Source organism: Amycolatopsis sp. PSD-21 (assembly GCF_055561455.1).
On the sequence record NZ_CM145712.1, the window covers coordinates 1,635,037 to 1,652,968 of the forward strand.

General features: G+C 68.8%; 14 protein-coding genes. 13 read left to right on the top strand and 1 reads right to left on the bottom strand.

What is annotated here, in order from left to right; translation table 11 throughout:
* The first annotated feature begins 26 nt into the window (after positions 1–26).
* The 3 genes from ACZ1DY_RS08065 to ACZ1DY_RS08075 all read left to right on the top strand — a co-directional run bounded on the left by ACZ1DY_RS08065 (position 27) and on the right by ACZ1DY_RS08075 (position 3,792).
* On the top strand, positions 27–845 hold the full coding sequence (locus ACZ1DY_RS08065; protein ID WP_465484032.1) for a PIG-L deacetylase family protein: 819 nt from the start codon (positions 27–29) through the stop codon (positions 843–845).
* A gap of 13 nt (positions 846–858) precedes the next feature.
* On the top strand, positions 859–2,688 hold the full coding sequence (locus ACZ1DY_RS08070; RefSeq protein WP_465484033.1) for an ArnT family glycosyltransferase: 1,830 nt from the start codon (positions 859–861) through the stop codon (positions 2,686–2,688).
* Positions 2,689–2,751: 63 nt separating this feature from the next.
* Positions 2,752–3,792, top strand: a complete 1,041-nt coding sequence (locus tag ACZ1DY_RS08075; RefSeq protein ID WP_465484034.1) for a methyltransferase — start codon at positions 2,752–2,754, stop codon at positions 3,790–3,792.
* A 358-nt stretch (positions 3,793–4,150) separates the two neighbouring features.
* Here ACZ1DY_RS08075 and ACZ1DY_RS08080 read toward each other — a convergent pair whose 3' ends face one another.
* Positions 4,151–5,437: an aminotransferase-like domain-containing protein gene (locus ACZ1DY_RS08080; RefSeq protein ID WP_465484035.1), complete on the bottom strand. Its 1,287-nt coding sequence runs from the start codon at positions 5,435–5,437 to the stop codon at positions 4,151–4,153.
* A 171-nt stretch (positions 5,438–5,608) separates the two neighbouring features.
* On the opposite strand from ACZ1DY_RS08080, the gene ACZ1DY_RS08085 reads away from it, so the two are divergent.
* The 10 genes from ACZ1DY_RS08085 to ACZ1DY_RS08130 all read left to right on the top strand — a co-directional run bounded on the left by ACZ1DY_RS08085 (position 5,609) and on the right by ACZ1DY_RS08130 (position 17,695).
* Positions 5,609–6,439, top strand: a complete 831-nt coding sequence (locus tag ACZ1DY_RS08085) for an alpha/beta fold hydrolase (RefSeq protein WP_465484036.1) — start codon at positions 5,609–5,611, stop codon at positions 6,437–6,439.
* Entirely contained in the window at positions 6,436–8,172 is a 1,737-nt protein-coding gene (locus ACZ1DY_RS08090) for an amino acid adenylation domain-containing protein (protein ID WP_257488753.1), read from the top strand. Before ACZ1DY_RS08085 ends, ACZ1DY_RS08090 begins: the two co-directional genes overlap by 4 nt.
* A 14-nt stretch (positions 8,173–8,186) precedes the next feature.
* Complete coding sequence (locus tag ACZ1DY_RS08095) at positions 8,187–9,377, top strand: cytochrome P450 (RefSeq protein ID WP_257488752.1); 1,191 nt, start codon at positions 8,187–8,189, stop codon at positions 9,375–9,377.
* A gap of 101 nt (positions 9,378–9,478) precedes the next feature.
* On the top strand, positions 9,479–10,537 hold the full coding sequence (gene hppD / locus ACZ1DY_RS08100; protein WP_257488751.1) for a 4-hydroxyphenylpyruvate dioxygenase: 1,059 nt from the start codon (positions 9,479–9,481) through the stop codon (positions 10,535–10,537).
* The gene (locus tag ACZ1DY_RS08105; protein ID WP_465484037.1) at positions 10,534–11,607 is read left to right on the top strand and encodes an alpha-hydroxy acid oxidase; all 1,074 of its coding nucleotides are present in this window, start codon (positions 10,534–10,536) and stop codon (positions 11,605–11,607) included. The genes hppD and ACZ1DY_RS08105 overlap by 4 nt, the downstream gene beginning before the upstream one ends.
* Positions 11,608–11,677: 70 nt before the next feature.
* Positions 11,678–13,093, top strand: coding sequence for an NDP-hexose 2,3-dehydratase family protein (locus tag ACZ1DY_RS08110; RefSeq protein ID WP_465484038.1), 1,416 nt, complete (start codon positions 11,678–11,680; stop codon positions 13,091–13,093).
* Positions 13,090–14,055 (top strand): NAD-dependent epimerase/dehydratase family protein, encoded by a 966-nt coding sequence (locus ACZ1DY_RS08115; RefSeq protein ID WP_465484039.1) that lies wholly within the window; start codon positions 13,090–13,092, stop codon positions 14,053–14,055. The genes ACZ1DY_RS08110 and ACZ1DY_RS08115 overlap by 4 nt, the downstream gene beginning before the upstream one ends.
* Positions 14,052–15,161: a DegT/DnrJ/EryC1/StrS family aminotransferase gene (locus ACZ1DY_RS08120; protein WP_465484040.1), complete on the top strand. Its 1,110-nt coding sequence runs from the start codon at positions 14,052–14,054 to the stop codon at positions 15,159–15,161. The genes ACZ1DY_RS08115 and ACZ1DY_RS08120 overlap by 4 nt, the downstream gene beginning before the upstream one ends.
* 16 nt (positions 15,162–15,177) lie before the next feature.
* A complete protein-coding gene (locus tag ACZ1DY_RS08125) occupies positions 15,178–15,795 on the top strand; it encodes a dTDP-4-dehydrorhamnose 3,5-epimerase family protein (RefSeq protein WP_465484041.1) in 618 nt (205 codons plus the stop codon).
* A gap of 196 nt (positions 15,796–15,991) precedes the next feature.
* On the top strand, positions 15,992–17,695 hold the full coding sequence (locus ACZ1DY_RS08130) for an ArnT family glycosyltransferase (RefSeq protein ID WP_465484042.1): 1,704 nt from the start codon (positions 15,992–15,994) through the stop codon (positions 17,693–17,695).
* The last annotated feature ends 237 nt before the right edge of the window (positions 17,696–17,932 follow it).

Sequence of the window (17,932 nt, forward strand, 5' to 3'; positions counted from 1 at the left end):
ACAAGGCGGTAACCAAAATCAGCACCATGATTCCACGCCGGCTGCTGGCGATCTCCCCGCATTTGGACGACGCGGTCCTTTCCCTCGGCGCGAGCCTCGCCCAGGCGGCGCTGGACGGCGCGGAGGTGCTCGTCTACACGGTCTTCGCGGGAACTGCTCCGCCTCCCTATTCCGCGGCGGCGGAACGAATGCACGCGGTCTGGGGTCTTTCCCCGGAGGACGACGCGCCGCTCCATCGTCGGAACGAGGACATCGCCGCGCTCACCCATCTCGGCCTGGCGTACCGGCACGGCCGGTTCCTCGACTCGATCTACCGGAGGCTGCCGGACGGCCGGTGGCTCACCGATCACGTGGAGGGCGGGCAAAAGCTCGCGGTGGCCCAGGATTCGCCGGGCGACGACGGTCTGGTCGCCGAGATCAGGGACGACATCGAGGCGACCGTCTCGGAGTTCGAGCCGACGCTGATCGTCACGTGCGCGGCCGTCGTCGACCATCCCGACAATCTGGCCACCCGTGACGCCGCGTTGGCGGCGTTCTCCGCCGCGCGCGCGAAGAACGTCCCGATACGGCTCTGGGAAGACCTTCCCTATTCGATGTTCAACCCGGGAACGATCGAACTTCCCGCCGGTTTCCGGCTCGGCACTTCCGAATTCGAATCCGCGACCACGGAGACCTGGAAACGGAAACGAGAAGCCGTCGAGTGCTATTCTTCGCAGCTGGCGATGCTCAACGGCAGGAACAAGAATCTGTTCGCAAGGCTGGACGAGCACGCGCGGAAGAACTCGCCGCGGGGCGGATTCGGCGAAACCACCTGGCCCGTTCTCCTCGACGAAAACAACGGTTAAGCGAGGTACCGGAGTGTCCGCAACACTCACCCATCTGCCGTCACCCTCACCGGACCCCGCCCCTGAAGGTGTGCGCGGCCGCTGGGCGTTCTGGCGCTCACCCGCCGATCAGCCGCGGTGGGCCCGGCCGGTGCTGCTGGGCATCGCCTTCGTGGCCTTGGTGCTCTATGCCTGGAACCTGCCGAGGGTCGACTTCGCGCCGTTGTACTCGGACACGGCCAAGAGCATGTCCGAGAGCTGGAAGGCGTTCTTCTACGGCACCGTCGACCCCGGAGCGACGTACACGCTCGACAAACTCGCCGGATCGTTCGCGCCGCAGGCCATCTCGGCCAAGATCTTCGGCTACCACGAATGGTCGCTGGCGCTGCCGCAGGTGATCGAAGGCGTGATCTCGGTACTGGTGCTGTACCGGGTCGTTCGCCGCTGGGCGGGTGTCGTGCCCGGCCTGCTCGCCGCCGGCATCTTCACCCTCACCCCGGTGCTGGCGTCCATGTTCGGGCACAGCATGCAGGACGGCCTGCTCACCATGTGCCTGGTGCTGGCGGTCGACGCCTACCAGCGCGCCGTGCTCGAGGCGCGGCTCCGGTCGCTCGTCTGGGCCGGTGTCTGGGTCGGCATCGGCTTCCAGGCGAAAATGGTGCAGGCGTGGATGATCCTGCCCGCGCTGGCCATCGGCTACCTGCTGAGCGCCCCGGTGGAACTGCGCCGCCGGGTGAAGCATCTCGCGCTCGCCGGTGTGGTGACGCTGGCGGTGTCGCTGTCGTGGATCGCGCTCTACACCTTCACCCCGGACAGCTCTCGTCCGCATATCAGCGGCACCACGAACAACAGCGCGTTCGCCATGGTGTTCGGCTACAACGGTCTCGGCCGGGTCGGTATCCACCTGCCCGGCGCCGAGGACCCCAACGGCCGCGGTGGCCTGCCGTCGCTCGGCCCCGGTGGTCCCGGCGGCGGACCTGGCGACTTCCCCGGTGGTCCTGGCGGGCCTGGAGGCCCCGAGGGCGGTCCGGGTGACGGCCCCGGTGGGCCCCAGGGCGGTCCGGGTGACGGTCCTGGCGGTGGCCCCGGCGATCCGCAGGGCCCCGGCGGCGGCCAGGGACTGGACGAGAACGGGAACTTCGGGACCAAGCACCAGGACGAGCAGAACGGCGACTTCGGCCCGAAGGCCGAAGGCGGCCAGCCCCTCGGCCCTGGCGGCCCGCAGCCGGACGAGTCCAAAATGGAGACTCGGGCGGATCCGATGGGGGCGACCAAACTGCTCGACGGTCACCTCGGCGTCGCGATCGCCTGGCTGTTCCCGCTCGCCCTGCTGTCCCTGCTGTGCGGGCTCTGGTGGTGGCGCCGCGCCGAGCGCACCGATCCGGTGCGCGGCGGGCTGGTGATGTGGGGCGTCTGGCTGGTGACCTTCCTCTTCGTCTTCAGCGCGAGCGCTGTCGCGCACACCGCGTACGTGGCCTCTCTCGCTCCGGCGATCGCCGCGCTTTCCGCGCTCGGCATCGTCACTTTCTGGCGGGCGTACCACAACAGCGGCAGGCAGGGCTGGATCCTGCCGATCGCCATCGCGGCGGAGCTGGCTTGGGGCGCCTGGCTGTGGTCCCATTACCCGAACTTCCTGCCCTGGGCGAAATGGGGCACGCTCGTACTCGGGGTGGCCGCCCTCGTCGTGCTGATCGTGGCTCGAACGCGTGAGAACGCTTCGAAATCACTGGTCACCGCCGCCCTCGTCGTCGGTGTCGCGGCGATGATCGCCGCGCCCGCCACCTATGCCATCTCCGTACTCCATCCCGATTACTCCGGCAGCTCTTTCGACGCCAACGCCGGGCCGGCGTCCGGCTCGTTCTGAGGCGGGCCGGTGTCGTTCTCAACGTCTGCGGAAGTCTCCGCCGGCCGGAAAGGAAAACCGCCGATGCAGGAATCGCTCGACTCCACCGAGGTTCACCGCCGCTTCCAGCTGATCGCCAACGGTCCCGCCCTGTTCAACGCGGTGGTGTCCGGTATCGAGTTAGACATCTTCGACTTCCTGGAAGAGCGCGGCGGTGCCGACGCCGCGGCGCTCGGTGAGTTCACCGGCCTGGAGCCGCACAAGGTGCGCGTCCTGATGCTCGCGCTGACCACGTCGGGCCTGATCGAGAAGCGGGGCGTCGACTATGTGAACCACCCGGTCGCGACCGAACTGCTCGCCACGACCGGACCGGAGAGCTGGCAGCACATCCTGCTCAGCTGGAAGACCATCTACTACCCGGCGTTCGCACGGATGACCTCCGCGCTGCGCGCCGGCACCAACGAGGCCCTCGACGCCCTCGACGGCCCCGGGGACACGCTGTACGCGCGGCTCGGCAACGACCCGGAGAAGGCGCGGATCTTCTACACGGCGATGTCGGCGTTCTCGCTGCAGACGATGCCGGGCCTGCTGGAGCACATCGACGTCAAGTCGTCGCGGCACCTGCTCGACGTCGGTGGCGGCGACGGCACCACGGCGGCGGCCCTGCTGAAGGCCAACCCCGGCCTCAAGGCCACGCTGCTCGACCTGCCCAGCAGCGTGGAGCTGGCCTCGCAGCGCGTGCCTGCCGAGGTCACCGACAGGCTCATCCTGCACCCGGCCGACCTGCTGACCGACGCTTTCCCCAGCGGCACCGACCACGCTCTGTTCAGCCACGTGCTCGACACCTTCACGGCCGAGCAGTGCGTCATGCTGCTGGCGAAGGCCTACGAGGTGCTGCCTTCCGGCGGGAAGATCTCGATCTACGGCTTCGCGGCCGCGGACGACGAGACCGGCGGCCCGCTCTCCGCGCGGCTTTCGTTGTACCTCAACATTCTCGCCACCGGGCGGGGGATGGCCTGGCCGCAGGCGGAGGCGTCGGCGTGGCTCAAGTCGGTGGGCTGTGTGGACGTGCGCTCGGTGGAGCTGCCGTTCGAGCACGCGCTGGTGACCGGGACCAAGCCCTGATCGGTTGCCTCGGCCCGTGTCGCGAAAGCCACTTTCGGGACGTCTGATGTCCCGAAAGTGGCTTTCGCGACGTTCTCTATCTGCTGCGAAGTACGTGAAGGACCCCTTCACGTACTTGTGACTGGTCCTCTCGTGGCGGGGTGTGTGGAAATAGGGACACTCAATGTCTCTATTTCCACACACCCCTCACGCAAAGTCACCTTCGCGCTTTTCGGCTCGCGAACCCAGGACCCGGAGGGTTGCGAAAGCCACTTTCGCAACCTTCAACGTTGCGAAAGTGGCTTTCGCAACGTCCCGGAATACGAAAAGGCCCCCATCCCGAACCGCGGATGGGGGCCTTTCCTGTACCCGAGCGACCTCAGGGAAGCCGAGGCGTGATGAGCGCCGCGAGCCGCGCGACGCCTTCCTCGATCAGTTCCGGAGTGAGCAGGCTGATCGACAGCCGCAGCTGGTGGTATCCGCCTTTGCCGCCGAAGAAGTGGTGCATCGGCGTGAACAGCACACCGTGGTCGCGCGCGGCGATTTCCAGCAGTTCGTCGTCGACGACGAACGGGACGGTGACGGTGACGAAGAATCCGCCGGTGGGGGTGTTCCAGCTGACGCCGGCGCACGAGCCGAGCCGCCGGTCGAGTTCGCTGAGCGTGAGTCGCAGGTTGCGCTGGTAGATGGCGATTTCCCGCGCGTTGGCCTTGGTGAGGCTGTAGTCGTTGAGCAGGAGTTTCCCGGCGATCACGGCTTGGGCGATGGGGGACGTGTTCACCGTGAGCATGCCCTTGAGCTTCGAAAGCTGGTCGGCGTACAGGCCGCCGTCGGCCATCCGCTGATCGGCGACGGCGAAGCCGACGCGGGCGCCGGGCATGCCGGTCTTGGCGAAGGAGCCGATGTAGACCACGGAGTTCGATCGGTCGAGGGATTTCAGCGAGGGCAGGCGCTCGGAGCCGAACAGTCCGTACGCGTTGTCTTCCAGGAGCAGGATCCCGTTCTGCTCGGCGACGTCGAGGAGCCGGTGCCGCGAGGGCAGATCCATGCTGGTGCCGGTGGGGTTGGCGAAGTTGGGGGTCACGTAGCAGGCCCGCACCCGCTTGCCCTGCTCGTCGGCCCGCTTCAGCTGGAGGACGAGGTCGTCGGGGTCGATCCCGTTTTCGGTCGAGCGCACCGGCCACACGGGGGTGTCGGTGAGCAGCGCGGCCCCGGTCAGCCCGACGTAGGTGGGGGCGGGCGCGAGCAGGACGTCGCGGTCGCCCGCGCGGAGGGTGCGCAGGAGCAGGAACATGGCTTCCTGGGCGCCGACGGTGACGACGACGGATTCCGGGGCGGCGTCGATGTTCTCGTCTTCGGCGATGTTCTTCGCGATGAGGTCGGCGATGACGCCCTTGGTGGTGCCGTATTGGAAGAGCGTGCGGGTCACCCCCGCCTCGTCCAGTTTTCGATCTTCGCGCAGATGCGCGCAATAGGCGTCGATGTACTCGTGGATGAGCCGGATGTCGAAGAACTCTTCGTACGGCCGGCCTGCCGCCATGGAAATGGCCACAGGGTATTCGTCGATCAGTTCGTTGAGCAGATTCATCGACGAGATGGCCGGATCGGTGAGCGATCCATGCAGTGTTTCCACGTTCCAGTGAGTGGACAGACCGTTTGAATCCATGAATACTAGGATTTCCATACGCCGTTGAGGTGTCAAGAACGGGCCGTGGACGCCATTTCGGCGATAATGTCCATCGTCGAATGGTCCGGACACTCGATCCCCGAAGGTACGGTCGGATCCGCGCCGCACCATCGAATCCCGGCGCAGCGGCCATTTTCCCGGAGGAACATCATGCTGATGACAACCGAGAACGGGATCCGGTTGTCCTACAACGACTGTGGTGACGGCCCGCCCGTTCTTCTGCTGACCGGCACCGGTGCGCCGAGTTCGGTGTGGGACCTCCATCAGGTACCCGCGCTCCGCGCCGCCGGTTTCCGGGTGATCACCATGGACAACCGCGGGATCCCGCCGAGCGACGACGGCGCGGGCGGGTTCACGATCGCGGATCTCGTCGACGACGTGGCATCCCTGATCGAGTACCTGGACGCGGTGCCCTGCCGGGTGGTCGGCACCTCGATGGGTTCGTACATCGCGCAGGAACTCGCGCTCGCCCAACCGGAACTGCTGGATTCGGTCGTGCTGATGGCGGCCTGCGGCAAGAGCAGTGTCGTCCAGCGGGAGCTCGCCGAGGGCGAGGCGCAGCTGATCGAGCAGGGGATCGAGCTGCCGCCCGGTTTCCTCGCCGCCGTCCGTGCCATGCACAACCTGGGGCCCGCGACACTCGCCGACGACGACGCCGCGGCCGACTGGCTCGACCTGTTCGCGGCGTCGAGTGCGTGGGGGCCCGGCGTCCGGGCGCAGCTGCTGGTGAGCGCGCTGCCGGACCGGCTGGGCGCCTACCAGGCGATCAAGGTGCCCTGTCACGTCATCTCGTTCGAGCACGACCTCGTGGCGCCACCCGCCGGCGGACTGGAGCTGGCCTCCGCGATCCCCGGCGCGACCTACCGCACGATCCCCGAGTGCGGGCATTTCGGTTACCTGGAGAACCCGGAAGCGGTGAACCGCGAGCTGATCCGGTTCCTCCGCGCCGGATCGCGCGAGACACTGGGAGAGACCGTATGACCGTCCTTTCGGCGGCCACGACACCCGATCTGTTCGAGGCGACCGCGGCCGTCCTGCCGGATCGGCAGGCGGTGGCGATGGACACCACCACCCTCACCTACGCCGAGCTGAACGGCGAGGCCAACCGGCTCGCCCGGCGGCTCGTCGCGCACGGCGTCGGCCCGGAGCGGCTCGTCGCGCTGGCGATGCCGAGGTCGATCGAGTTCGTCATCGCGATCCTGGCCGTGCACAAGGCAGGCGCCGCGTATGTCCCGGTCGACCCGGACTATCCGGAGGAACGCAAGCGGCAGATGCTGGACGACGCGGCGGCGCACTGCCTGCTGTGCCTGCCGGGGCAGGACGTGGACGGCGCCCCCGTCGTCCTGAGCGTGGAACGGGAACCCGGGCTGTCCGAGCCGAACCTGGACGACGAGGAGCGCATCAGCCCCCTGCGTCCCGACCACCCGGCGTACGTCATCTACACCTCAGGCTCGACGGGACGGCCGAAGGGCGTGCTGGTCACGCACCGCGGCATCCCGAACCTGGCCGACGACTACGTGCGCCGCCAGGAACTGGGGCCGGACAGCAGGTTGCTGGCCTTCGCCTCGCCGAGTTTCGACGCCGCCGTCGCCGAGTTCTGGCCGATCTGGCAGGCGGGTGGCTGCCTGGTGCTGGCCTCCGCGCCGGATCTGGTCCCCGGCGAGCCGCTTTCCCGCCTCGTGCGCGAACAGCGCATCACGCATGTCACGTTGCCACCGTCGGCGCTGGCGCCGCTGGAGGAGTCGGGCGGCCTGCCCACCGGGCTGACGCTGCTGGTCGCCGGTGAGGCGTGCCCGGCCCCGGTCGCGAAGCGCTGGGCGGTGGACCGCGTGATGATCAACGCCTACGGCCCGACCGAGACCACGGTCGCGGTCACCGCGAGCGAGCCGCTGACCGGTGAGGAGACGCCGCCGATCGGCAGGCCGATCACCGGTGTCCGCACCTATGTCCTAGACGACAGGCTGCGGCCGGTCGAGGACGGGGACGTCGGCGAGCTGTACACGGTGGGGCCCGGCCTGGCCCGTGGTTATCTCCGGAGGGCGGCCGCGACCGCGGAACGGTTCCTGCCGGATCCCTTCGGCACCCCGGGCGGCCGCATGTACCGCACCGGGGACCGGGTCCGCACGCGCGCGGACGGCCAGTACGTCTTCGTCGGCCGGGTGGACGACCAGCTGAAGGTGCGCGGCCACCGGATCGAACCGGGCGAGGTCGAGGCCGCGCTGCTGGCGGTCGACGGGGTGGCCCAGGCCGTGGTGACCGAGCACGAGAACCGGCTCGTCGCCTACGTGGTCGGCACCGGCGGCGAGCGCGTCCCCGCCGAACGCATCCTGACGCCGCTTCGCGCGCAGCTGCCCGGATATCTCGTGCCCGACGTGATCGTCGGGTTGCCCAGCCTGCCGGTCTCGCCCAACGGCAAGATCGACCGGGTCGCCCTGCCCACGCCCGAAGAGGAGCACGCCGGGCGCGCCGCGGCGGGCCGGGAACCGCTCACTCCGACGGAGATCATCCTGGTCGAGCTGTTCGCCGAGGTGCTCGGCGTCAGCAGCGTCGGCGTGGACGACAGCTTCTTCGAGATCGGCGGCCATTCGCTGCTCGCCACCCGGCTCGTGAGCCGGATCCGGGAACGCCTGAAGATCCGGCTGAGGGTGCAGGCGTTCTTCGACGCGCCGACGGTGGCCCGGCTGGCCAAGGTGCTCGACGGCGCCCACACCTGACCTGGAGACCAGTCATGCAGACGACGACAGCCGTCGACCTCGGAAATCCCGACCTCTACACGACTTTGGACCGGCACGGCCGGTGGCGCGAGTACGCGGCGGAAGACGCGATGGTGTGGAGCGAGCCGGGCAGCTCGCCCGGCGGGTTCTGGTCCGTGTTCTCTCATCGGGCGTGCGCCGCGGTGCTCGGGCCGTCGGCCCCGTTCACCTCCGAATACGGGATGATGATCGGCTTCGACCGCGAGCATCCCGACAACTCGGGCGGCCAGATGATGGTGGTCTCCGAACAGGACCAGCACCGGAAACTGCGCAAGCTGGTCGGGCCGCTGCTTTCGAGGGCGGCGGCGCGCAAGCTCTCGGAGCGGGTGCGGGCGGAGGTGTCCGCCGTCCTGGACCGGGTGCTCGACGGCGACGTGTGCGACGTCGCCGCGGCGATCGGCCCGCGGATCCCCGCCGCCGTCGTCTGCGAAATCCTCGGCGTGCCCGCCGAAGACCAGGACATGCTCATCGACCTGACCAATCACGCGTTCGGCGGCGAGGACGAGCTGTTCGACGGGATGACGCCGCGTCAGGCGCATACCGAGATCCTCGTCTATTTCGACGAACTGATCACCGCGCGCCGGGAGAGCCCTGGCGACGACCTCGTCAGCACTTTGCTTTCCGACGACGAGCTGTCGATCGACGACGTGTTGCTCAACTGCGACAACGTGTTGATCGGCGGCAACGAGACGACGCGCCACGCGATCACCGGCGCGGTGCACGCTTTCGCCACCGTGCCGGGGCTTCTGGCGCAGGTGCGGGACGGCGACGTGGACGTCGACACCGTCGTGGACGAGGTGCTGCGCTGGACGTCGCCCGCGATGCACGTCCTGCGGGTGACGACCGGGGAGGTCACCCTCAACGGCCGCGACCTGGAGCCGGGGACGCCGGTGGTCGCGTGGTTGCCCGCGGCGAACCGGGATCCCGCCGTGTTCGAGGATCCCGACACGTTCCGCCCCGGGCGGAAACCCAATCGGCACATCGCTTTCGGCCACGGTATGCACCACTGCCTCGGGTCCGCGCTCGCGCGGATCGAGCTGGCGGTCGTGCTGCGGGAAGTGGCCGCACGAGTGTCGCGAGTGGAGCTCACGAAGGAGCCGTCCTGGTTGCGGGCGGTCGTCGTGCAGGGGTACCGGGAGCTCCCGGTGCGGTTCACGGGCCGCTGACCGTCCTATTAGGACCATGTGTCAAGCGGACAGCATTGATGCGTAGTCGGCTTCGCGCCATTCTTGCCATGAGGATCACATCTATTCCACGGAGGAATGTCTTGTCTGCTCACGAAAACACGCAGAATTTCGAGATCGACCATGTGGAGATGTACGTGGCCGACCTCGAGGCCGCCGCGTCCGGATGGATGGACAGGTACGACTTCTCCGTCGCGGCCACGGACCGGTCGGAGGACCACCGGAGCGTGACGCTGCGGCACGCCGGGATCGCGCTGGTCCTCACCGAGCCGCTGACCGACCGGCACCCGGGCGCGACCTACCTGCAGACCCACGGCGAGGGCGTGGCGGACATCGCGCTGCGCACCCCCGACGTGGCCGCCGCCTTCGAGACCGCGGTGAAGGCAGGCGCGCAGCCCATCCGCGAGCCGGAGAAGCGCGCGGACTCGGTCACGGCCACCGTCAGCGGTTTCGGCGATGTCGTGCACACCCTGATCCAGAGCGACGGCACCGGGGAAGCGCCGGAAGCCTTCCGCGGCAAGGGTGGCGTGGACCTGAACGAGATCGACCACTTCGCGGTCTGCCTGAACGCCGGCGACCTCGCGTCCACGGTGGCGTTCTACGAGCGCGCCCTCGGGTTCAAGCAGATCTTCGAAGAGCACATCGTGGTCGGTGCCCAGGCGATGAACTCCACCGTCGTGCAGAGCACGTCGGGTGCGGTCACCCTCACCCTGATCGAGCCCGACAAGACCGCCGACCCCGGTCAGATCGACGACTTCATCAAGGAGCACCACGGCTCCGGCGTCCAGCACATCGCGTTCACCAGCCCGGACGCGGTCCGCGCGGTCAAGGAGCTTTCCGCGCGGGGCGTGGAATTCCTGAAGACCCCGGACACCTATTACGACCTGCTCGGCGAGCGGATCGAGCTGGAGACGCACTCGCTGGACGACCTGCGCGAGACGAAGCTGCTCGCCGACGAGGACCACGGCGGCCAGCTGTTCCAGATCTTCACCGCCTCGACCCACCCGCGCAAGACGATCTTCTTCGAGATCATCGAGCGCCAGGGTGCGGGCACTTTCGGCAGCTCCAACATCAAGGCCCTGTACGAAGCCGTGGAGCTGGAGCGCACCGGCCAGAGCAAGCTGGGCCCCGCCCAGCGATGACCCCCCTCTGCCTGGACGACCTCGAACGTGCCGCGCGGGCGGCCCTCCCCGGCGAGATCTGGGATTTTCTCGCCGGGGGCAGCGGGGCCGAGTCCTCGCTGGAGGCCAATCGCACCGCGCTGGAGCGGATCTTCGTGATCCCCCGGATGCTGCGCGAACTCTCCGGCGGCACCACCGAGGCCGATGTCCTCGGCCGGCGTGCCGCGCTTCCCGTGGCGGTCGCGCCGGTTGCGTACCAGCGGTTGTTCCATCCCGAGGGTGAGCTCGCGGCGGCCCGTGCGGCGCGGGACGCCGGCGTGCCGTACACCATCTGCACGCTCAGCAGTGTCCCGCTGGAGGAGGTCGCGGCCGTCGGTGGACGGTCGTGGTTCCAGCTTTACTGGCTGCGCGACGAAAAGCGGTCGCTGGAGCTCGTGCACCGCGCGGAGGACGCGGGCTGCGAGGCGATCGTGTTCACCGTCGACGTCCCGTGGATGGGACGGCGGCTGCGGGACATGCGGAACGGTTTCGCGTTGCCGGAATCGGTGACGGCGGCCAACTTCGACGCCGGTGCGGCCGCGCATCGCCGTACCGAAGGGCTTTCGGCCGTCGCCGACCACACCGCGCGCGAATTCGCCCCGGCCACTTGGGAATCCATCGAGGCCGTCCGTGCGCACACGGACCTTCCGGTGGTGCTCAAGGGGATCCTCGCGGTCGAGGACGCCGTGCGGGCCGTCGACGCGGGAGCCGCCGGGATCGTGGTGTCCAACCACGGAGGCCGTCAGTTGGACGGCGCCGTACCGGGGATCACGATGCTGGGCGAGATCGCGGACGCGGTCTCCGGCGGCTGCGAAGTGTTGCTGGACGGCGGGATCCGGACCGGCGGGGACGTACTCAAGGCGATCGCCCTCGGCGCGTCCGGTGTGCTGGTCGGACGGCCGGTCATGTGGGGGCTCGCCGCGGACGGCCAGGAGGGCGCCCGGCAGGTGCTCGACCTGCTCGCCGTCGAACTCCGGAACGCGATGGGCCTGGCGGGCTGCGATTCGGTGCGCGCGATCCGGCGGCTGAGCACTCGGTACAGCGGGTCGTGAGTGGCGTTTCGGGTTCTAACCCGAAACGCCACTCACGACCCACCCGACCCACGCGAAAGGTGAGTCCCTGATGCTGCCCCTTCTCGCACCCGTGACGGTGCGCCCTCGCGACGACCGCGACCACGCCGACCGCATCGCCCTCTCGGCCTCGACGACCGGCGGCGTCCACATGGCGACGAAGGACGTCCGCTCGTGGATCGACGAACGCCGTGAGGCGAACGTCTTCCACGTCGAGCGCATCCCGTTCGCCGAGCTCGACCAGTGGCGGTTCGAGGACGTGACCGGGAATCTCGTGCACAGCAGCGGGCGGTTCTTCGCGATCGAGGGCCTGCACGTGGTCGAGGCCGACGGCCCCCACGGCGACGGCCCGTACCGCGAGTGGCGGCAGCCGGTCATCAAACAGCCCGAGGTGGGCATTCTCGGCATCCTGGCCAAGGAGTTCGGCGGTGTCCTGCATTTCCTCATGCAGGCCAAGATGGAGCCGGGGAACCCCAACCTCGTGCAGCTCTCGCCGACCGTGCAGGCGACCCGCAGCAACTACACCAAGGCGCACGGCGGCACGAACGTCAAGCTGATCGAGTACTTCGCCCCGCCCGATCCGGAGCGGATCATCGTCGACGTCCTCCAGGCCGAGCAGGGCTCGTGGTTCTTCCGCAAGTCCAATCGCAACATGATCGTCGAGACCGTCGACGACGTGCCGATGTGGGACGATTTCTGCTGGCTCACCCTCGGCCAGATCGCGGAGCTGATGCACGAGGACGAGACGATCAACATGAACGCCAGGAGCGTGCTGTCCTGTCTGCCGTACCACGACGAGACCCCCGGCGCGCTGCTGTCCGACGTCCAGCTCCTGTCCTGGTTCACGAACGAGCGTTCGCGCCACGACGTGCGCGCGCGGCGCATCCCGCTCACGGACGTCTGCGGCTGGAAACAGGGCGTCGAGGCGATCGAGCACGAGGACGGCCGGTACTTCAAGGTCCTCGCGGTCGCCGTGAAGGGCGGCAACCGCGAGAAGATCAGCTGGACCCAGCCGTTGCTGGAATCGGTCGGCACGGGGGTGGTCGCGTTCCTCGTCCGCGAGATCGACGGCGTGCCCCACGTACTGGTGCACGCCCGCGCCGACGGCGGGTTCCTGGACACCGTCGAGCTGGCGCCGACCGTCCAGTGCACGCCCCAGAACTACGCGCATCTGCCGGCGGAGAGCCGTCCGCCCTTCCTCGACTACGTGCTGGACGCGCCGCGATCGCGGATCCGGTACGAGGCCATGCATTCCGAAGAGGGCGGCCGTTTCCTCAACGTCCGGGCCCGGTATCTCGCGATCGAAGCGGACGACACGGTCGAGGCCCCGGCGGGCTACGCCTGGGTCACCCCCGGCCAGCTCACCGCGCTCACCCGGCACGGGCACTACGTCAACGTCGAAGCCCGCACCCTGCTCGCCTGTATCAACGCCGCGTCGGCACAGCCGCAACGAGAGGGCTTGAAATGAAACAGATCACCGTCCTCGGGGCGTCGGGCTTCGTCGGCTCGGCCGTCACGCGCGCGCTGGCGCGGCAACCGATCCGGTTGCGAGCGGTGTCGCGCAGGAAGCTCACGCCACCGAACGGCCTGGCCGAAACGACCGTCGTCACCGCCGACCTGACCGACCGCGCCGCGCTGGCCGAAGCGGTCGCGGGCTCGGACGCGATCGTGTACCTGCTCCTCGCGGACGGCGGCTGGCGCGTCGCCGAGACCGAAGAGGCCGAACGCGTGAATCTGGGCGTGATGCGGGATCTCGTCGACGTGGTCGAGGGCAAGCCGCTCGTGCTCTACGGCGGTGCCGCGTCGCAGGTCGGGGTGCCGCCCCGGGAGCCGATCGACGGGAGTGAGCCCGACGAGCCGGGCACCCCGTACGACCAGCAGAAACTGGCTGCGGAGCAGGTCCTCAAGAAGGCCACGGCCGACGGCCGCGTGCGCGGGATCAGCCTGCGGCTGCCGACGGTGTTCGGCGAGACCCTGACCGAGGGCGCGAACTCCGACCGCGGCGTCGTGTCCGCCATGGCGCGCCGCGCGCTCGACGGGCAGGACCTCACCATCTGGGGTGACGGCACCGTGCGCCGCGACCTGGTGCACGTCGAGGACATCGCGGCCGCCTTCACCGCGGCGCTGGCCGCACCGGACGCGCTGGTCGGCGGCCACTGGCTGCTCGGCGCCGGCCGGGGAGACCAGCTCGCCGACGTCTTCCGGCTCGTGGCGAAGGAAATGGCCGCGCACACCGGACGCGATCCGGTGGACGTGGTCTGCGTCGAGCCTCCGTCGCACGCGCCGTCGACGGATCTTCGCAGCGTCACCATCGATTCGACGCCGTTCCGGGCGATCACCGGCTGGCGTCCGGAGATCTCACTGCCCGAAGGAGTGCGTCGCACCGTCGCCGCGCTGACCACCCCCGTTCACGGAAAGGCTCGCACATGACCACGCGCGTATGGGATTACCTCGCCGAATACGAGACCGAACGGCTCGATCTGCTGGACGCGGTCGAGACGGTGTTCAACTCGGGGCAGCTCGTGCTCGGCGCGAGCCTGCGCGGGTTCGAATCGGAATTCGCCGCGTACCACGGCGTCGGGCACTGCGTCGGGCTCGACAACGGGACGAACGCGATCAAGCTCGGCCTCCAGGCGCTGGGCGTCGGCCCCGGCGACGAGGTCATCACGGTGTCGAACACCGCCGCCCCGACGGTCGTCGCCATCGACGGCACCGGCGCCACCCCGGTCTTCGTCGACGTCCGCGAGGACGACTTCCTGATGGACACCGGCCAGGTCGAAGCGGCGATCACCGAACGCACCAAATGCCTGCTGCCCGTGCACCTGTACGGCCAGTGCGTGGACATGGCGCCGCTCAAGGCGCTCGCCGCGAAGCACGGACTGTCCATTTTGGAGGATTGCGCCCAGGCGCACGGCGCGCGGCAGAACGGCACGATCGCGGGCACGACCGGCGACGCCGCCGCGTTCTCCTTCTATCCCACCAAGGTGCTCGGCGCGTACGGCGACGGCGGCGCGGCCATCACCTCCGACGAGAACGTGGCCGCGAAACTGCGCCGTCTGCGGTACTACGGCATGGAGGAGCGCTACTACACCGTCGAGACGCCTGCCCACAACAGCCGGTTGGACGAGGTCCAGGCCGAGATCCTGCGGCGCAAGCTCAAGCGGCTCGACGCCTACACGGCGGGCCGCCGGACGGTCGCCCAGCGCTATGTCGACGCCCTCGGCGACACCGAGCTGAAGCTGCCGAAGACCGTCCCCGGCAACGAGCACGTGTACTACGTGTACGTCGTGCGGCACCCGCGCCGCGACGAGATCCTCGAACGCCTCAAGGCGTACGACATCCACCTGAACATCAGCTACCCGTGGCCGGTGCACACCATGACCGGGTTCGCCCACCTCGGTTACGAGAAGGGTTCGCTCCCGGTCACCGAGAAGCTGGCGGGCGAGATCTTCTCGCTGCCGATGTACCCCGCGCTCTCGCCCGACCTGCAGGACAAGGTCGTCCACGCGGTCCGCGAAGTGCTGTCCACCCTCTGACCACAGGAGCAAAACCGTGCAAGCACGCAAACTCGCCGTCGAAGGCGCGCTCGAGTTCACCCCGCGCGTCTTCCCCGACGACCGGGGCCTGTTCGTTTCGCCGTACCAGGAAGAGGCGTTCATCGAGGCCCACGGCGGCCCGCTCTTCCCGGTGGCACAGACGAACCACAGCCGGTCGAAACGCGGTGTGGTGCGGGGTATCCACTACACCGTGACCCCGCCGGGCACCGCGAAGTACGTCTACTGCCCCCGCGGCAAGGCACTGGACATCGTGGTCGACATCCGGGTCGGCTCGCCGACGTTCGGCAAATGGGACGCGGTCCTGATGGACCAGGAGGACTTCCGGACCATGTACTTCCCGGTCGGCGTCGGCCATGCCTTCGTGGCGCTCGAAGACGACACCGTCATGTCGTACATGATCTCCTCGCCCTACGTGGCGGAGAACGAGCTCGCCCTTTCGCCGCTGGACCCCGCGCTGGGCCTGCCGATCGACACCGACGTCGTGCCGATCCTGTCCGAACGGGACACTGCGGCCCTCACCCTCGGCGAGGCGGAGGAGCAGGGGATGCTCCCCGACTACGACGCCTGCCAGGAGATCGAACGGCGGCTGTCCGTTCTTCCGCTCTCCGTCTGACTTTCTCTTCATCCACGCCCGGCCGACGAGGGCCATCACGGACCCGACTCGGCGCCGCCCGAACGGCGGCGCCGACCGTGATGGCCCTCGAAGGCGCGGGCGCCCGGCCGGGTAATCGTTATCCAGGGCGGGCCGGGCGCACCGGCCCGCCGGGGGAAGGACGCCGAACTTGACGACCGATGGCCTTCAGCCGTCAATGGACACTTCGAAGTGGATCGCCTGGGTGCGGCGGCACCAGCGGTGGCTGCTCGCGGGCGCCGTGCTCGCCCTGCTCACCCAGATGGCGTTCGCGATGATCACGACCGCCGTGGAACAGTCCCCGACCATCGACGAGCCGGTCTACGTCGGTACCGCGGTGGTCTACCTCGAAGAGCACAGCCTGCGGTACAACCCCGAACATCCACCGCTGGGCAAGATCATCATCGCGACCGGGGTGGCCCTCACCGACCCGAAGGTCGGCCCCGGCTTCGACGGCCACGAGTGGGAACTCGGCAAGCACGTCGTCTACGAGGCGGGCAACGATCCGGAACGGCTGATGCTGTTCGCGCGGCTGCCGGTGATCCTGCTGACGCTGTTGTTCGGGCTGGTCGTCTTCGCGTTCGCGTCCGATCTGGCCGGCCGCGCGGGCGGGCTGCTGGCGCTCACCCTGTTCACCTTCTCGCCAGACGTCATCGCGCACGGCTCGCTGGCGACGCTCGACGTGCCGGTGGCCGGGTTCCTGCTGACGTCGGTCTGGCTGGTGTGGCGTGCCCGGCGCCGCCCCGGTCTCTACCTGCCGCTCGCCGGGCTCGCCCTCGGCGCGGCCACGGCCACGAAAGTGCTTTCCCTGGTGGCGGTCCCGGTGCTGATCCCGCTGGCCGTGCTGTCCGTCTGGCACGCCCGCCGCGCCCGCGGTCTCGACCTGAAGTCCCCGGCGCTGCTGATCGGGCGTGGTGTGCTGGCGGCCGCCGGGATGGCGCTGATCGCGATCGCCGTCGTGTGGGCCTCCTACCTCGTGGTGGATCCGCGGCTGCGCTGGGAGACGCCGTCGGGAATGCAACCGCTGCACGGAATGCGCACCCTCGTCGAGTGGCTGCCGTTCCCGCAGCCGTTGAAGGACGGGATGCGGTTCCAGTTCGAACTCGAAGACCACGTGTGGCACAACTTCCTGTTCGGCAGGCACTACACGGGATCGCTGTGGTACTACGGCCCGGCCGCGCTGCTGGTGAAGACGCCGCTGGGCGCGATGGCGATCTGGCTGGCGGGCGCCGCCGTGCTGCTGTCGGTGCGGCGATTGCGCCCGGCCGCGCCATACGTGCTCCTCCCGACCGCCCTGCTGATGGCCACGGCCATGGTCATCGTCCGCGACAACGGCGTGCGGTACCTGGCCTTCGCGCCGATGTTCCTGGCCGTCGCGGCGGCCGCGGTGCTCGTCGTCCGGAGACGGTGGGTGAAGGTGGCCGCGGTGACCGTCGTGGCCTTCGCCGCGGTCAGTTCGCTGATGACGTTCCCGTACTACCTCCCGTATTCCAACGAGGCGTTCGGCGGGCCGGAGAACACCCACCGGTACCTGCTGGATTCGAACGTCGACTGGGGACAGGACCTGGGCCGCCTGGCGGACCGCCTGAAGAAGGACTACGCGGGTGAACGCACCTGGCTCGTCTACCAGGGGAGTGGTCTGCCGTCCCACTACGGCATCGACGCCGCCGATCCGCTCACGGTGCCCGCGGACCAGGTGCACGGGGTACTCGCCGTGTCGGATTCCGCGGTCCTGGGGGCCTTCTCCGATCCGATGGGCGGTGGCGGCACCGGCGGGGGCGGGCAGACCGGCGGTGTCACCGGCGATCTGGGCGCGCTGATCGCCGGGAGCACGCCGGTGGAGCGGGTGGGGCACTCCATGACGATCTACCGCCGCCCGTGACGCGCGGCTGGTCCACTTGAGACAGTCGCCCCATGTCGCGAAAGCCACTTTCGGGACACCAGAAGTCCCGAAAGTGGCTTTCGCGACACGTGCCACCCGGTCCCGAATCGTGAGCCGGTAACGGTTTCCGGCGCGAAAAGGGCTTGGACGCGTTGACCATCGAGATCCGCGAAGCCTAATTTCGGAATTGTCCACTGAGATCCGCGAAAGGTGAGACCAATGCCCGCTGCGCAGGTC

Coding starts and splice junctions, on each gene's coding strand:
- ACZ1DY_RS08115 (WP_465484039.1), top strand. CDS start 13,090: ATGAAACAGATCACCGTCCTCGGGGCGTCGGGCTTCGTCGGCTCGGCC.
- ACZ1DY_RS08080 (WP_465484035.1), bottom strand. CDS start 5,437: ATGGATTCAAACGGTCTGTCCACTCACTGGAACGTGGAAACACTGCAT.
- ACZ1DY_RS08085 (WP_465484036.1), top strand. CDS start 5,609: ATGCTGATGACAACCGAGAACGGGATCCGGTTGTCCTACAACGACTGT.
- ACZ1DY_RS08090 (WP_257488753.1), top strand. CDS start 6,436: ATGACCGTCCTTTCGGCGGCCACGACACCCGATCTGTTCGAGGCGACC.
- ACZ1DY_RS08130 (WP_465484042.1), top strand. CDS start 15,992: ATGGACACTTCGAAGTGGATCGCCTGGGTGCGGCGGCACCAGCGGTGG.
- ACZ1DY_RS08065 (WP_465484032.1), top strand. CDS start 27: ATGATTCCACGCCGGCTGCTGGCGATCTCCCCGCATTTGGACGACGCG.
- ACZ1DY_RS08105 (WP_465484037.1), top strand. CDS start 10,534: ATGACCCCCCTCTGCCTGGACGACCTCGAACGTGCCGCGCGGGCGGCC.
- ACZ1DY_RS08110 (WP_465484038.1), top strand. CDS start 11,678: ATGCTGCCCCTTCTCGCACCCGTGACGGTGCGCCCTCGCGACGACCGC.
- ACZ1DY_RS08075 (WP_465484034.1), top strand. CDS start 2,752: ATGCAGGAATCGCTCGACTCCACCGAGGTTCACCGCCGCTTCCAGCTG.
- ACZ1DY_RS08095 (WP_257488752.1), top strand. CDS start 8,187: ATGCAGACGACGACAGCCGTCGACCTCGGAAATCCCGACCTCTACACG.
- ACZ1DY_RS08120 (WP_465484040.1), top strand. CDS start 14,052: ATGACCACGCGCGTATGGGATTACCTCGCCGAATACGAGACCGAACGG.